10 protein-coding genes and 2 tRNA genes are annotated in these 14,757 nt (G+C 73.6%); 4 read left to right on the forward strand and 8 right to left on the reverse strand.

Annotated features, from left to right (window positions below):
• Nucleotides 1-23: 23 nt before the first annotated feature.
• Both DWV08_RS04215 and DWV08_RS04220 read left to right on the forward strand, forming a co-directional pair.
• On the forward strand, nucleotides 24-1,787 hold the full coding sequence (locus tag DWV08_RS04215; RefSeq protein ID WP_277601792.1) for a CTP synthase: 1,764 nt from the start codon (nucleotides 24-26) through the stop codon (nucleotides 1,785-1,787).
• Nucleotides 1,788-1,791: 4 nt separating this feature from the next.
• Nucleotides 1,792-2,439, forward strand: coding sequence for an NUDIX domain-containing protein (locus DWV08_RS04220; protein ID WP_241237392.1), 648 nt, complete (start codon nucleotides 1,792-1,794; stop codon nucleotides 2,437-2,439).
• Nucleotides 2,440-2,479: 40 nt separating this feature from the next.
• Here DWV08_RS04220 and DWV08_RS04225 read toward each other — a convergent pair whose 3' ends face one another.
• The 3 genes from DWV08_RS04225 to msrB all read right to left on the reverse strand — a co-directional run bounded on the left by DWV08_RS04225 (nucleotide 2,480) and on the right by msrB (nucleotide 4,929).
• On the reverse strand, nucleotides 2,480-3,688 hold the full coding sequence (locus DWV08_RS04225) for a ribonuclease D (RefSeq protein ID WP_115412653.1): 1,209 nt from the start codon (nucleotides 3,686-3,688) through the stop codon (nucleotides 2,480-2,482).
• Nucleotides 3,685-4,362, reverse strand: coding sequence for a DUF3000 domain-containing protein (locus tag DWV08_RS04230; protein ID WP_115412654.1), 678 nt, complete (start codon nucleotides 4,360-4,362; stop codon nucleotides 3,685-3,687). Before DWV08_RS04230 ends, DWV08_RS04225 begins: the two co-directional genes overlap by 4 nt.
• Before the next feature lie 138 nt (nucleotides 4,363-4,500).
• Entirely contained in the window at nucleotides 4,501-4,929 is a 429-nt protein-coding gene (gene msrB / locus DWV08_RS04235) for a peptide-methionine (R)-S-oxide reductase MsrB (protein WP_115412655.1), read from the reverse strand.
• A 120-nt stretch (nucleotides 4,930-5,049) separates the two neighbouring features.
• Between msrB and DWV08_RS04240 the strand changes: the two genes are divergently transcribed.
• Nucleotides 5,050-6,405, forward strand: coding sequence for an alpha/beta hydrolase family protein (locus tag DWV08_RS04240; RefSeq protein ID WP_115412656.1), 1,356 nt, complete (start codon nucleotides 5,050-5,052; stop codon nucleotides 6,403-6,405).
• Nucleotides 6,406-6,436: 31 nt separating this feature from the next.
• The gene (zapE, locus tag DWV08_RS04245) at nucleotides 6,437-7,573 is read left to right on the forward strand and encodes a cell division protein ZapE (protein WP_115412657.1); all 1,137 of its coding nucleotides are present in this window, start codon (nucleotides 6,437-6,439) and stop codon (nucleotides 7,571-7,573) included.
• A gap of 121 nt (nucleotides 7,574-7,694) precedes the next feature.
• Here the strand turns inward: zapE and treZ are convergent, their stop codons facing one another.
• The 5 genes from treZ to DWV08_RS04270 all read right to left on the reverse strand — a co-directional run bounded on the left by treZ (nucleotide 7,695) and on the right by DWV08_RS04270 (nucleotide 14,705).
• Entirely contained in the window at nucleotides 7,695-9,536 is a 1,842-nt protein-coding gene (treZ, locus tag DWV08_RS04250; protein ID WP_115412658.1) for a malto-oligosyltrehalose trehalohydrolase, read from the reverse strand.
• A complete protein-coding gene (gene treY / locus DWV08_RS04255) occupies nucleotides 9,533-12,139 on the reverse strand; it encodes a malto-oligosyltrehalose synthase (protein ID WP_115412659.1) in 2,607 nt (868 codons plus the stop codon). The genes treZ and treY overlap by 4 nt, the downstream gene beginning before the upstream one ends.
• Before the next feature lie 126 nt (nucleotides 12,140-12,265).
• Nucleotides 12,266-14,431 (reverse strand): glycogen debranching protein GlgX, encoded by a 2,166-nt coding sequence (glgX, locus tag DWV08_RS04260; RefSeq protein WP_115412660.1) that lies wholly within the window; start codon nucleotides 14,429-14,431, stop codon nucleotides 12,266-12,268.
• A 95-nt stretch (nucleotides 14,432-14,526) separates the two neighbouring features.
• A tRNA-Val gene (locus DWV08_RS04265) sits at nucleotides 14,527-14,601 on the reverse strand.
• A 28-nt stretch (nucleotides 14,602-14,629) separates the two neighbouring features.
• A tRNA-Gly gene (locus DWV08_RS04270) sits at nucleotides 14,630-14,705 on the reverse strand.
• Nucleotides 14,706-14,757: the final 52 nt, after the last annotated feature.

A 14,757-nucleotide genomic window follows, 5' to 3' on the forward strand; every position in this document is an offset into this window, starting at 1 on the left:
CAGGCACCGGACCTCTCGGTCGGATCGGCGCGGCCGCGGCCGCCAAGCCCTTCCGGAACCCGGGCATCACCAAGCACATCTTCGTGACGGGCGGCGTCGTCTCGAGCCTCGGCAAGGGGCTGACCGCCTCCTCGCTGGGCATGCTCCTGCGCAGCCGCGGGCTGCGCGTGACGATGCAGAAGCTCGACCCGTACCTCAACGTGGATCCGGGCACCATGAACCCGTTCCAGCACGGCGAGGTGTTCGTCACCGACGACGGCGCCGAGACCGATCTCGACATCGGCCACTACGAGCGCTTCCTCGACGAGGACCTCACCGCCAACGCCAACGTCACCACCGGGCAGGTGTACTCCCGCGTGATCGCCAAGGAGCGCCGCGGCGAGTACCTGGGCGACACCGTGCAGGTGATCCCGCACATCACCGACGCCATCAAGGAGTCGATGCGCTCCCAGGCCGGTGAGGACGTGGACGTCATCATCACCGAGATCGGCGGCACCGTGGGCGACATCGAGTCGCAGCCCTTCCTAGAGGCGGCGCGGCAGGTGCGCCAGGACGTGGGCCGCGACAGCGTGTTCTTCGTGCACGTCTCCCTGGTGCCCTTCATCGGCCCTTCCCAGGAGCTGAAGACCAAGCCCACCCAGCACTCCGTCGCGGCGCTGCGCTCGATCGGCATCCAGCCCGACGCGATCGTGCTGCGCAGCGACCGGGAGCTGCCCTCCTCGGTGAAGTCGAAGATCTCCTCGATGTGCGACGTGGACCTCGATGCGGTGGTGACCTGCGCGGACGCCCCCTCGATCTACGAGATCCCGCTGGTGCTGCACGGCGAGGGCCTGGACGCCTACGCGATCCGTCGCCTCGACCTCCTCAGCCACGACGTGGACTGGAGCCAGTGGGAGGAGCTGCTGCGGCGCGTGCACGAACCGGCCTACGAGGTCACCGTGGCCCTGGTGGGGAAGTACGTGGACCTGCCGGATGCGTACCTGTCGGTGACCGAGGCGCTGCGCGCCGGCGGCTTCCACCACAGCGCGACAGTGCGCCTGCGCTGGGTCGAGTCGGACCGGTGCGCGAGCGAGGACGGCGCCGCGGAGCAGCTGCGGGACGCCGACGCGATCGTGGTGCCCGGCGGGTTCGGCGTGCGCGGCGTGGACGGCAAGGTGGGCGCCCTGCGCCACGCCCGCACCCACGGCCTCCCCGCCCTGGGCCTGTGCCTGGGCATGCAGTCGATGGTGATCGAGTTCGCCCGCACCGAGCTCGGGCTCGCCGGCGCCCACTCCACCGAGTTCGACCCCGCCACCTCCCATCCCGTGGTCGCGACCATGGCCGAGCAGGAGGACATCGTCTCCGGCTCCGGCGACCTGGGCGGCACCATGCGGCTCGGCGCCTACGACCACACCCTGGCGGAGGGCTCCCTCGCCGCCCGCACCTACGGCACCACCGAGGTGGCCGAGCGCCACCGTCACCGCTACGAGGTCAACAACGCCTACCGCGCCCAGCTGGAGGAGGCCGGCCTGCACGTCTCGGGCACCTCCGCGCTCGAGGACGGCCGGGAGCTGGTGGAGTTCGTGGAGCTGGATCCGCAGGTCCACCCCTACTACATCGGCACCCAGGCGCACCCCGAGCTGAAGTCCCGTCCCACCCGGGCGCACCCGCTGTTCGCGGGCCTGATCGGTGCGGCCGTGGAGCGGCAGCGGCAGACGCGTCTGCTCGAGGTCACCCCGCCGCGCCGCGAGGACTCGCCGGTGGAGACCGCCCTCCAGGACGCGCCCGACGGCGCCGAGGAGGAGTGACCCGGTGACCGCTGACCGCCCCGAGGGCCCGCTGCACGACGCGGCGGGACGCCGCCCCGTGGCCGCCCAGCACCTGGTCCACGAGGGCATGGTGTTCGACCTCGTGCGCGACACCGTGGACTTCGCCGACGGGGTGCGCTTCGACCGCGAGTACGTGCGCCACACCGGTGCGGTGGCGGTGCTCGCGGTCGACGCCGAGGACCGGGTGCTGCTGATCCGTCAGTACCGCCACCCGGTGGGGCACGAGCTGTGGGAGATCCCCGCCGGTCTGCTGGACCTGGACGGCGAGGCGCCGCAGGTCGCCGCGGCCCGGGAGCTGGTGGAGGAGACGGGCTGGGAGCCCGCCTCCCTGCGCACCCTGGTGGACCTGCGGCCCAGCCCGGGCGGGAACGACGAGGTGATCCGCGTGTACCTCGCCGAGGGCGTGCGGGCGAGCGACGAGGAGTTCGAGCGCACCGACGAGGAGGCCGAGCTCCTCCACCGCTGGGTGCCCCTCGGCGAGGCCGTCGACGCCGTGCTGGAGGGCCGGCTCACCAACGGCACCGCGGTCGCCGCGCTGCTCGCGCTGCAGACCCTCCGGGCCAGGGGCCGGGAGACGGCGAGCCTGCGCCCGGCCGACGCCCCGTTCATGGCCCGTCCCGGCAGGGACTGAGCCCGGCGCGCACCGCGCAGGGCGGGGCGGGCGCGGCGGGTCAGCGCTCCGCCGGACGCTCCGTGAGGGCACGGTGGATCACGGGACCGGACTGCTCCGCCTGCCAGGGGCGGGCGCCGAGCGCGAGCAGTCCCGCCTCGACCTCCGCCTCCGCGGGCACCTGCTCGTGCTCCCACACCCACTGACGCAGCAGCGCGGGCTGCAGCAGGTTCTCCGGCGGCATCTCCAGGTCCTCGGCGCGCTGGGCGACGGCGGCGCGCACCACCTGGTAGCGCTCGGCCACCTCGGGATGCTTCTTCGCCCACAGCTTGTGGGGCGGCGGGTAGGAGCGCTCGGCCCGCTCGGGCAAGTGCGCGGGCGGCAGCTCGATCCCGGTGCGGGCCGCCTGCCACCACATGTCCTTGCGCCGCAGCTTCACCGGCAGCGCCCTGTCGAACGCCTCCCGTCCCCGCGGCGCCTCCTTCGCCGCGGCCACCAGGTCGCGGTCCCGGATCACCCGGTGCGGGGAGAGGTCCTCGCCGGAGGCGATCTCGTCGCGCCGGGTCCACATCTCCCGCGCGGCGGCGAGCTGCCGGGCGGTGCGCAGAGAGCCCAGACCGTGCAGGCCGCGCCAGCTCGAGGAGCGCGTGGGCCCGTGCTCGCGGAGGCGTTCGTGCGCGAACTCCTGCTCGGCCCACTCGGCCTTGCCCGCCTCCCGCAGCCGCGCCGCCAGCACGTCCCGCACCTCGACGAGCACCTCGACGTCCAGTGCGGCGTAGGTGAGCCAGCCCTCCGGCAGCGGACGCTTCGACCAGTCCGCGGCGGAGTGCTCCTTCGCCAGGCGCAGGCCGAGGGTGTCCTCGACCACCGCCCCCAGGCCCACCCGCTCCATCCCCAGCAGGCGGGCGGCGAGCTCGGTGTCGAACAGGGCCCCCGGGCGCAGGCCGATCCCGGCGAGGCTGGGCAGGTCCTGGCCGGCGGCGTGCAGCACCCACTGCCGCTCCTCGAGCAGCTGCACGAGGGTGCTGGGGAGGGTGAAAGCCAGCGGATCGATCAGGGCGGTGCCCGCGGTCTCGGTGCGCAGCTGCACCAGGTAGGCGCGGGAGCTGTAGCGGTAGCTCGAGGCACGCTCGGCGTCGACCGCGACCGCCTCCTCGGGGGCGGCCGTCGCGGCCTCGCACCAGGCCAGCAGGGGCTGGATGCGGTCGATCACGGGCACCAGCCCGTCGCGCGGAGCGGTGAGGTGGGAGAGGTGGGGGGCGTCCGTCACCGGGCCTCACCGGCGTCCTCCGGGCGCGGGGCCCGTGCGTGGTGGGTGGGGGCGATCGGCGCGATGCGCGGCGGGGCCGGGGGCAGGCCGCCGGCCGCGGCGAGCATCGCCGTCCAGGCCGCGAAGTGCGGGGCCAGGTCCATCTCGAGCTCCTCGACGGCGCCGGCGTCGCCGGGGCCGCGGGTATCGGGGGCGGTGAGGGGGGTGGGGGGCTCCGGGGTCCAGGACACCCGCATCTCGACGTCCACCGTGGAGGGGCGCGAGGCGAGCGCCCCGTACGACTGCGACACCACCCGGGTCGCGGTGCAGCCCAGCTCCCGCGCCTCGGCGTCGTGCAGCTCGAGCGACTCGGTCACCCAGGACCAGGCCACGTCGCCGAGCATCGACTCGACCGCGAACTCCGGCTCGAGCTGCGCCTGCACCAGGGCGACCATCCGGTACGTGCCGTCCCAGGAGTCCTGACCGGCCGGGTCGTGCAGGATCACCAGCCGGCCGGAGGCCAGCTCCTCCTCGTGCACGATGATCTCGCCGGTGCACGCCCAGGTGGACGGTGCCATCCGGGAGGGCGCCGGGATGGTGCGCCACTCGAACTCCGCGCGCTGCGGCGCGGAGGTCATGGCATCGACGGCGGCGCGGAACGCGTCGTCACCGGAACGGAGTCGGAAGACGGGCACGCAGGGAGGCTATCCCCGCGGCCCGCAGGAGCGCGTCAGGCGCGCCGCCGTGCGCCGCGCCGTCGCCGTGCTCACACGTGGTCGCCGTGCGCCGCCGTCCTCGTGCGACGCGGCCGGGAGGCGGTGCGGTCGCCGTGCTCAGGCGTCGTCGCTGTGCACCAGGCTGATCGAGTTGATGCAGTACCGCTGGTCCGTGGGGGTGGGGAAGCCCTCGCCCTCGAACACGTGGCCCAGGTGCGAACCGCAGGCGGCGCAGCGCACCTCGACGCGCCGCATCCCCAGTGAGGTGTCCTCGAGCAGCTCCACCGCGTCGGACTCCGCCGGCGCGTAGAACGCCGGCCAGCCGCAGTGGGCGTCGAACTGGGTCTCGGCGGTGAACAGCTCGGCGCCGCACCCCTTGCACACATAGGTGCCGGCGGGCCGCACCTCCTCGTACTTCCCGGTGCCCGGCCGCTCGGTGCCGCCCTGGCGCAGCACCTGGTACTCGGCGGGGGAGAGGCGCTCGCGCCAGTCGAGGTCGTCGAGGCTGAGCGGGTACGGGCGGGCGCCGATCGGATCGGTGGACATCGTGGGTCTCCCCTCTGCGGCGCCGGCCGCGCCGCTCGCGCGGGCGGACCGCGTGCCCGCCCCGGATGGTGAACGACGAGTTCACAGGCTCGATCCTAGCCTCGGATTAGGATGCGCGGTATGACGCACGCCCCTTCCAGGACCCGCCCGGGACGCGCCGTGACGCGACGCACGATCCCTCTCCCGCATCGCCCCGACCTGGCACGATGGCCCGAAGTGCTGGTGCACGGCGCGGTGGGCGCGGCGTCGATGTTCGCTCTCAGCGCCGGGGCGCTCACCGTGGGCGCCCGGGTGATGGCCCGCCTGCCGCTGGTGCCGCGGGAGAGCCTGCGGGGCCGGCCGGACGTCAGCGTGCGGGCCGTGCACCCCGACCGGGTGCACCTGGACGAATCGGCCACCACCGGCCGCGACGGGCTGCTCGCCCTGCGCCAGAGCGGCGGCACCGTGCACGTGCGCCTGGGCCCGGTGGACGGCAGGCCCACGCCCACCACCGTCTCCCGGCCGCTGCTCGCGGTGGACACCGAGGTGCCGCTCGAGGTGGCCCGCGCCGCGAGCAACGGCTTCTACTGGGCCGGCACCCCGCAGACGGCCCACGGCCTGCCCACCGAGGAGGTCGCGGTGGAGTCCCCGGTGGGGTCGATGCCCGCCTGGCTGGTGCCCCCGGACCCGGCGCACGGGGCGGAGCCCGGCCAGGAGGACACCTGGGCGATCCTCATCCACGGCCACGGCTCCGCGCGCGGTGAGGCGCTGCGGGTCATCCCGCTGCTGCACCGTCTGGGGCTCACCAGTCTCGCGATCACCTATCGCAACGACGTGGGGGCCCCGGCCTCCGCGGACCGCATGCACCACCTCGGCTCCGCGGAGTGGGAGGACACCGAGGCCGCCATCGAGTTCGCCCTCGCCCACGGCGCCCGGCGGATCCTGCTGGTGGGCTGGTCGATGGGCGGGGGGATCGCGCTGCGCACCTCGCTCCGCTCCGCGCACCGCGACCGGATCGCGGCCCTGGTGCTCGACTCGCCGGCCGTGGACTGGCAGGACATCCTCATCCACCACGCCACCTCGCTCAAGGCACCCGGGCCGATGAAGGAGCTGGCGCTGTGGATGATGACCTCCCGGATGGGGGCGCGGATGGTGCGCCTGCGGGAGCCGCTGGCGCTGCACGAGATGACCCCGTCCCACTACGCCGAGCACCTCCGGCATCCCACCCTGCTGTTCCACGCCCTGGACGACGCGACCGTGCCGCCCGGTCCCAGCCGCGAGCTCGCAGGGATGCGGCCGGACCTGATCGAGTTCGCCCCCGTCGAGGGCGCGTCCCACACGCGCGAGTGGAACCGCGACCCCGCCCGCTACGAGCGCCGCCTGGCCGAGTACCTGGTGCGGGTTCTGGACCTGCCCGTGGACGCCGACGCGCTCGAGGTGCCGGTGCGCGATCCTGCCGTCCCGGCTCTCGAGGGGTCGATCGGCCTGCGCCTCTGAGCGTCTGCGCACGGCCCCTACACTGGCCTGCGTGACCGAAGCACTCAGCGACCGCCGGCCCGACCCGTCCCTGGAGCGCCTGCTGGCGGACCTGGTGCCCCCGCCCCGCTTCGCGCAGGCGCGCCTGGACAACTACGTGCCCGATCCCGCGCACCCCTCGCAGCAGGAGGCCAAGGAGCACGTCACGGCCTTCGCCGCCTCCCTGGGGACGCCCCGCGGCGGATTCCTGTCCCGGCTGCGGCGGCGCACGCCGCAGGCGGCCCGCGGGATCTACCTCGACGGAGGGTTCGGCGTGGGCAAGACCCACCTGCTGACCTCGCTGTTCCATGCCGTGGAAGGGCACCGCGTGTACGGCACCTTCGTGGAGTACACCGATCTGGTGGGCGCGCTCGGCTTCCAGAAGGCGGTGGACCTGCTGGGCGAGTCGGTGCTGGTGTGCATCGACGAGTTCGAGCTCGACGACCCCGGGGACACGCTGCTGATGACCCGGCTGATCCGCGAGCTCTCGGACCGGGGCGTCGCGATCGTGGCCACCTCCAACACCCTCCCGGACGCCCTGGGGGAGGGGCGGTTCGCCGCGCAGGACTTCCTGCGCGAGATCCAGGCGATGGCCGAGCGCTTCGAGGTGCTGCGGATCGACGGCGAGGACTACCGTCGACGCGACGGCGTGAGCGAGATCATGGCGCTGCCCGAGGAGGCGGTCCGCGCCCACGCCGAGGGGCAGCAGGACGCCACGCTCGACGACTTCGACACCCTCCTCGCCCACCTCACGAAGGTGCACCCCTCGCGCTACGGCGCCCTGATCGACGACGTCCCCGCCGCGCACCTCACGGGCCTGCACGGGCTCACCCACCACCACGACGCACTGCGCTTCGTGGTGCTGGTGGACAGGCTCTACGACCGCGAGGTGCCCGTGCTGCTCTCCGCCGCGCCCGCGGGCGGGCCCGGGAGCGGCGACGCGCAGGAGGCGGAGCACGCAGCCGTGCCGCCCGAGGAGGGCGCCGCCGCCGCGCACGCCGTGCGCGACCTCTTCTCCGAGGAGCTGCTGCGCAGCGGATACCGCAAGAAGTACCTGCGCGCCTTGTCGCGTCTCGCCTCCCTGGCCGACGACGGCCGCCGTCTGCTGCCCGGGCGGGCCCCGGCCGAGGCCGCCGACCCGTCCCGCTGAGGGGCGCGCGCGAGGGCTGCACCTGAACGGTCGGGCGTGCGCGCCGCACCTGCGCTGCCGGGCGTGCGCGTCGCGGCCGGAGCGGCCGGGCATGCGTGCGTGCCGCGGCCGGCGGCGTCCGTCAGCCCCGGGGCGTGCGCATGACGGCCGCGCCGGCCCCGTCCACCCGCACGCCCTCGCCGGCGAGCGCGACCTCGCCGAAGGAGGCGAGCAGCGCCGTGGCCGGCACGGGCTCGCCCAGCGGGTCCGGGCCCCGGTGGGCGAGCACCGCCAGCTCGTCCCGGCGCATCAGCACCGTCCCCTCGCCGAGCACCTCGACCTCCACCCGGCGCAGGTCCGGATCGCGCAGCGCGGGATGCTCCCGTCGCAGGGCGATCAGGGTGCGGTACCAGGCGAGCATCTCCGCGTGGCCGGGGCGCTCCCGCTCCTGCCACGACAGGATCGAGGACTCGAAGGTGGCACGGGCCTGCGGATCGGGGACCTCCTCACCCCAGCCCATCGCCGCGAACTCCTCCACGCGCCCGGCGCTCACCAGCGGCCCCAGCTCCTCGTCGTGGTCGGTGAAGAAGGTGAACGGCGTCGAGGCGGCCCACTCCTCGCCCTGGAACAGCATCGGCGTGCCCGGGCCCAGCAGGATCAGCGCGCTCGCGGCGGCGTGCTGCGCCGGGGTGAGGCCGTGGTGGATCCTGTCCCCGGCGGCACGGTTGCCCACCTGGTCGTGATCCTGCAGGAAGGTCACGAAGGAGTGGGCGTCGTAGTCCGCGGAGCCGGGGTCCACCGGGGTGCCCCACACCTCCTCGCGGAAGGTGGACCAGGTGCCTGCGTGGAGGAACACCCGCGACAGCACGGTCGCGAGCACCTCCGCGGAGCCGAAGTCGCCGTAGTAGCCCTCGCGCTCGCCGGTGATCCAGGCGTGCACGCCGTGGTGGACGTCGTCCGCCCACTGCATGTCCATGCCGAGCCCGCCGCGGGCGGTGGGGGTGACGGTGGCGGGCTGGTTGCGGTCGGACTCCGCGATGAGGGTGAGGGGCCGGCCGGTCTCCACCTCCCAGCCCGCGGCCGCCTCGGCGAGCTCCGCCAGCAGGTGGCGCGGGGAGTCGTCGCGCAGCTCATGGACCGCGTCCAGCCGCAGCCCGTCCACGCCGACGTCCACCAGCCACTGCCGGGCGCTGCCCAGCAGCAGCGCGCGCACCTCGGCCGCGCGGGGCTGGTCGAGGTTCACCGCGGCGCCCCACGGGGTCTGATGCTCGTCGGTGAAGTAGGGGCCGAACATGCCCAGGTAGTTGCCCGAGGGCCCCAGGTGGTTGTGGACCACGTCGAGCACCACGGCGAGGCCGCGCCGGTGCGCCGCCGCGACGAAGCGCGCCAGCGCGGTCGGTCCGCCGTAGGCGGCATGGACGCCGTACAGCCCCACCCCGTCGTAGCCCCAGCCGCGGTCCCCGGGGAAGGGGGCCAGCGGCATCAGCTCCACGGCGTCCGCACCGAGCTCCACCAGCGCGTCGAGGCGCTCGATCGCGCTGTCGAGCGTGCCCCCGCACCCCTCGGGCCCCGGCGTGAACGTCCCCACGTGCAGTTCGTACAGCACGCGGCCCCGCAGGTCCCGGCCCTGCCAGCCGTCCTCTTCCCGCAGCGCGCGGGGATCGACCACCTCGCTGTCGGCGTGGACCCCGTCGGGCTGGGAGAGGGAGCGTGGGTCCGGCAGCCAGAGCTCGCCGTCGTCCAGGCGGAAGGCGTAGCGGGACCCCGGCACCGCCGGGAGGTCGGGCAGCGTGAACCAGCCGTCGTCGGCCGGTCGCATCGCGTGCACCGCGCCGTCCACCCGCACCGCGACCTCCTGCGCGCGCGGCGCCCACACCGCGTAGCAGGTGTAGTCCCGCGGCGGGACCGCGGGGTGGGGCGGACGCGGCGGGAGTGGCGGGTGCGGTGGGATCGCCGGGTGCGAGGAGCCGGTGGAGGCGCTCATCGGGCGTCCTCCTCCGCGCCGACGCGGACCAGCAGCGCCACCGGCCAGTCCTCGAGCAGTGCGGCGAGGGGGACCTGGCCGCCTTCGCGCTCGGCGCCGCTGAGCGCGTCCCGCCACCGCCCCGGCGGCAGTGCGATCCAGGACTCGCCCCAGCCGCCGCGCTGCGCGAGTCCGTGCGCGAGCCGGGTCACGACGGTGACTGCCTCGATCGGCCCCTCGCCGTGCGCGCGCCCGAAGGCCAGGGCGTGGCCGGTGGTGGTCGCCAGCGGGTGGTAGGCCGCCTCGCGGCCCTGGAACAGCTCCGGCCGCTCCCGGCGCAGGCCCAGCGCCCGGTGGGTGAGCCACAGCTTCTCGTCGCCGATCCCGTCGGGTCCGGCGCCGTCGATCATCCGCGCGAGCCGCGCCGCGTGCGCGGCATGGTCCACCGCGCGGCGGTTGTCCGGGTCCACCAGGGACAGGTCCACGGACTCGTTGCCCTGGTACACGTCCGGCACGCCCGGCATCGTCAGCTGCACCAGCTTCTGGCCCAGGATCGCGCTGCGCTGCGCGGCGGCGGTGCGACGCGTCCAGTCGGCGAGGATCTCCGCGACCTCCTCGGACTCGAGCGCGGCACGCCCCAGCGCCAGCACCTGCTGCTCGTACTCCGGGTCCTGGGCGGTCCATGCGGTGCGGGTCTTGGCCTCCCGCATGGCCTTGAGCAGATAGTCCTCCAGACGCTGAGGGGACAGCGGTGCGGCGCCGCCGCCGGGCAGCTCGCCGCAGGCGGCGAGGGTCTGCCACAGCAGCAGCTCGATCGCGCCGTCGACCCGGTCGCCCCGGTGGGCGGCGGTGGCGTGCGCCAGCGCCTGCACCACCATCGTCCACTCCGCCGGCTGCTCGGTGAGGACGGCGAGGCGGGCGCGCACGTCCTCGCTGCGCTTGGTGTCGTGGGTGGACAGCGTGGTCATCGCATCCGGACGGGTGCGCACCATCGACAGGGCGTGGTCGTGCAGCTCGTCCGGCGCCACCCCGATCCGCTCAGGATCCGCGCCCACCTCGTTCACCGGCAGGAAGCGGGTGTACCGGTAGAAGGCGGTGTCCTCCAGGCCCTTGGCGTGCACCGGGCCGCAGGTCTGGGCGAAGCGCACCACCACCTCGTCGCGCTCCGCGCTGCGGGTGCGGCCCGCGCTGCCCACCTCGTCGCCGCACACCAGCGCCACCACCGTCTCCAGCGTCGCCACGACGTCCTCGTCCTCGCCCAGCCGGTCCCGGGCCCGCGCCGCGGCCTGCTCGATCACGCCGCGCTCCGCGCCGGAGGCGGGCTCGCCGGGCACGATGTAGGCGCGGTAGCGGTCCATCGAGCCCAGCAGCGCCACCACCACCGACTGGATGTTCCGCCGCGTGGTGTCGCGCAGGCGGATGTCCTCCTGGCAGATGCGGTGGATCAGCGCCGTGAGCCGCTCGATCTCCGCCCACAGGCTGTGGGAGATGATCCTGTCCGTGGACTCCGCGGCGACCTCCTCGAAGGGGCGCAGGTCCCCGGTGCGGGACTGCCACAGATGGGTGAGTCCCAGCGCGCCGTGCGGGTCGTGGAACAGCCCGCCCACCCGCCACAGCGCGTCGTAGCCGGTGGTGCCCGCGCAGGGGAGGTCCCCGGGCAGCTGCTCCTCGCCGTGCAGGATCTTCTCCACCACGGTCCAGGCCCCGCCGGTCGCGTCCTCGAGGTCGCGCAGGTACCCGCGCGGATCCGCCAGCCCGTCGGGGTGATCGATCCGGTAGCCGTCGATCACGCCCTCGCCCTGCAGGCGCAGCAGCGTCGCATGGGTCGCCTCGAACACCTCCGGCAGCTCCACCCGCACCGCTGCCAGGGTGTCCACGTCGAAGAAGCGCCGGTAGTCCAGCTCGTCGTCCGCCACCTTCCAGTACGCCAGGCGGTACCACTGCCGGTCCAGCAGGTCCGCCAGGCCCAGGTGCTCGGTCCCCGCGGCCACGGGGAGCACGTGGTCGAAGTACCGCACCACGGGCTCGGTGCGCACCGTCCCGTCGGCCTGCGGGACCTCCTCGCTCCCCAGCGAGATCTCGCCGTCGGCGAGGACCGTGCCGATTGGGCGGCCCAGCACCGGCACCAGCAGCGAGCGCTCGCCGTCGAGATCCACGTCGAACCAGTCCGCGAAGGGGGAGGCGGGGCCGTCCCGCAGCACCGACCACAGGGCCCGGTTGTGCCAGATCGGGGTGGGGATCGCCATGTGGTTCGGCACCACGTCCACGATCAGGCCCATGCCGTGGGCGTGGGCGGCGTTCGCCAGGCGACGCAGCGCGTCCTCGCCGCCGATCTCCTCGCCGATGCGGGAGTGGTCGACCACGTCGTAGCCGTGCGTGGACCCGGGGGCGGCCTGCAGCACGGGGGAGCAGAACAGGTGGCCCACGCCCAGGCGGGACAGGTAGGGGACGATCTCCGCGGCGTCGAGGGCGGTGAACCCCGCATGCAGCTGCAGGCGGTACGTGGAGGTGGGGACGGGACGCACGGCGCGCAGCGCACCGGTGGCGGAGGCGCGGCTCCGCTCCTCGGCGCGCCCGGGGTCCGGGGTGTCGGGGGAGGGACGGGGGCCGGGGTCGGGGCTCACGGTGCGATGCTCTCCTTGGGACGGGTCGTGCCTTCGTGCCGGATCCTGCCGCGGTCGGGGAGGGGCGTTCGCGCCGGGAGGCCCCGCGGCGTCGGCGCGGCAGGACCGGCGCCGGCGGGCCCGCCCTCAGGCGCGGGTGCTGCGGGACTCCTCCCCGACGGTGGCGTCCTCGTCCGTGGAGGTCTCCGCCGGTCGCATCAGCAGCAGCAGCGAATGGGCGGGGCGGGTGAGGCGCTGCCCGGCGGCGACGGTCTCGCCCACCTCGATCGCATCGCCGGTGCCCAGCTCCACCCGCCACTGCGCGCCGTGATCGGCCGGCGGCAGCACGAAGTCGACGGGGTTGCCGGAGGCGTTGAACATCACCAGCGCCGAGTCGTCCACGATCCGCTCGCCGCGCGAGTTCGGCTCCGGGATCGCGGAGCCGTTGAGGAACATGGTCAGGCACTTGTTCTGGGCGTCGTTCCAGTCCTGCTCGGTCATCTCGCCGCCATCGGTGCCCAGCCACTCCACGTCCGGCAGCACCGAGTCCGCGCCGTCGCGGGTCGCCCCCTGCAGGAAGCGACGCCGGCGGAAGATCGGATGCCTCCTGCGCAGCGCGATCATCTCCTGGGTGAACCAGAGCATCTCCATCTGGTACGGGTCCAGCTCCCAGTCCATCCAGGAGAGCTCGCTGTCCTGGCAGTAGGTGTTGTTGTTGCCCTGCTGGGTGCGGCCCATCTCGTCGCCGTGCAGGAGCATCGGCACGCCCTGGCTCACCAGCAGCACGGCCATCATGTTCTTGGCCCGGCGCAGGCGCAGGGAGAGGATCTGCGGATCCTCCGTCGGCCCCTCGGCGCCCGAGTTCCACGAGCGGTTGTGGCTCTCTCCGTCCTGCCCGCCCTCGCCGTTGGCCTCGTTGTGGCGCTCGTTGTACGAGACCAGGTCCCGCAGCGTGAAGCCGTCGTGCGCGGTGATGAAGTTGATCGAGGCGATCGGCGTGCGGCCGGTGTGCTGGTACAGGTCCGAGCTGCCGGCCAGGCGCGAGGTGAAGTCCCCGATCTTGCCGGGCTCGGAGCGGGCGAAGTCCCGGATCGTGTCGCGGTACTTGCCGTTCCACTCCGACCACAGCGGCGGGAACCCGCCCACCTGGTAGCCGCCCTCGCCCAGGTCCCAGGGCTCCGCGATCAGCTTCACCTGGGAGATCACCGGGTCCTGCTGGATGATGTCGAAGAACGCGGAGAGGCGGTCCACCTCGTGCAGCTCGCGGGCCAGGGTGGAGGCGAGGTCGAAGCGGAAGCCGTCCACGTGCATCTCGGTCACCCAGTACCGCAGCGAGTCCATGATCAGCTGGAGCACGTGCGGGGTGCGCATCAGCAGCGAGTTCCCGGTGCCGGTGGTGTCGTAGTAGTGGGCGCGGTCGTCCTCCACCAGGCGGTAGTAGGCGGCGTTGTCGATCCCGCGGAAGCACAGGGTGGGCCCCAGATGGTTGCCCTCGGCGGTGTGGTTGTAGACCACGTCGAGGATCACTTCGATGTTCGCCTCGTGGAGGTTCTTCACCATCTGCTTGAACTCCTGGACCTGCTGGCCCAGCTCCCCGGCGTACGAGTACTCGTTGTGCGGCGCGAAGAAGCCGATCGTGTTGTAGCCCCAGTAGTTGCGCAGCCCCTTCTCCACCAGGTGCCCGTCCTGCACGAACTGGTGCACCGGCATCAGCTCCACCGCGGTGACCCCCAGCTCCGTGAGGTGCTCGATGATCGCGGGGTGCCCCATCGCCACGTAGGTGCCGCGGATCGACTCGTCGATGTCGGGGTGGAGCATGGTCAGGCCCTTCACGTGGGCCTCGTAGATCACGGTGTCGTGGTACTCGTGCGCCGGCGGGTGGTCGTTGCCCCAGTCGAAGAAGGGGGAGACCACCACCGAGTGCATGGTGTGCGCGGCGGAGTCCTCGGTGTTGCGCTCCTGGGGGTTCTCGAAGTCGTAGCTGTACAGCGAGGGATGGTTGCTGGCCATGCCCGCGATCGCCTTCGCGTACGGATCCAGCAGCAGCTTCGAGGGGTCGCAGCGGTGCCCGTCGGCCGGGGCGTACGGGCCGTGCACCCGGTAGCCGTAGCGCTGCCCGGGCTGGACCGCGGGCAGGTACACGTGCCACACGTAGGCGTCCACCTCGGTGACCTCGATGCGGCGCTCGGCGCCGTCCTCGTCGATCAGGCACAGCTCGACGCGCTCGGCCGCCTCCGAGAACAGGGCGAAGTTCGTGCCGGAGCCGTCGAAGGTGGCACCCAGGGGGTAGGACTGTCCGGTCCAGATCTGCATGGGGCCAGAGTAGACGCAGTCCCGCGGGCCGGCCCGGCCGCCGCCGACCGCGCGGACGACGAAGGTCCCCCCGCCGCGGCGAGGGGACCTTCAGGTGGTGGGCGATACTGGGTTCGAACCAGTGACCTCTTCCGTGTCAGGGAAGCGCGCTACCGCTGCGCCAATCGCCCGGTGCGTCCGGCGGACGCGGGGGAGAAATGGAGCGGACGACCGGATTCGAACCGGCGACCCTCACCTTGGCAAGGTGATGCTCTACCAACTGAGCTACGTCCGCACATCGGCGTGGCCGACGAGGGAAGACAGTATGCCGCCGCGGCCCGACGCGC

The sequence above is a fragment of the Brachybacterium saurashtrense genome (assembly GCF_003355475.1).
GTDB classification, from domain to species: domain Bacteria; phylum Actinomycetota; class Actinomycetes; order Actinomycetales; family Dermabacteraceae; genus Brachybacterium; species Brachybacterium saurashtrense.

Coding starts and splice junctions, on each gene's coding strand:
- msrB (WP_115412655.1), bottom strand. CDS start 4,929: ATGTCCACCGATCCGATCGGCGCCCGCCCGTACCCGCTCAGCCTCGAC.
- DWV08_RS04240 (WP_115412656.1), top strand. CDS start 5,050: ATGACGCACGCCCCTTCCAGGACCCGCCCGGGACGCGCCGTGACGCGA.
- treZ (WP_115412658.1), bottom strand. CDS start 9,536: ATGAGCGCCTCCACCGGCTCCTCGCACCCGGCGATCCCACCGCACCCG.
- glgX (WP_115412660.1), bottom strand. CDS start 14,431: ATGCAGATCTGGACCGGACAGTCCTACCCCCTGGGTGCCACCTTCGAC.